The organism is Alteromonas alvinellae (assembly GCF_902705805.1).
The window spans coordinates 1-238 of record NZ_CACSIH010000019.1 but is presented as its reverse complement, the minus strand read 5'-3'; the positions used below and the strand labels follow the sequence as shown (position 1 = coordinate 238).

Here is a 238-nt window from a genome sequence, read left to right as displayed (position 1 = left end):
GATAGAACAACAAGCCATTTTGGATATCTGCAATGAAGAGCGGTTTGCCAGTCTGCCGCCCAGTCAGATTGTGCCCATGTTGGCCGATGAGGGAGTTTATCTGGGTTCGGAATCCAGCTTTTACCGTATATTGAAAGCCAATAATCAGCTTAGCCACAGAGGCAAAGCAAAACCCAAAGGTACACAGGCAAAACCTGATGGATTTACGGCTACGGGACCCTGTGAAGTGTGGACCTGG

At 48.7% G+C, this 238-nt stretch carries 1 protein-coding gene; it reads left to right on the top strand.

What is annotated here, in order from left to right; translation table 11 throughout:
- Nucleotides 1-238: helix-turn-helix domain-containing protein (locus ACX5KA_RS01420; protein ID WP_458730261.1), on the top strand; the 238-nt coding region annotated here is incomplete at both ends.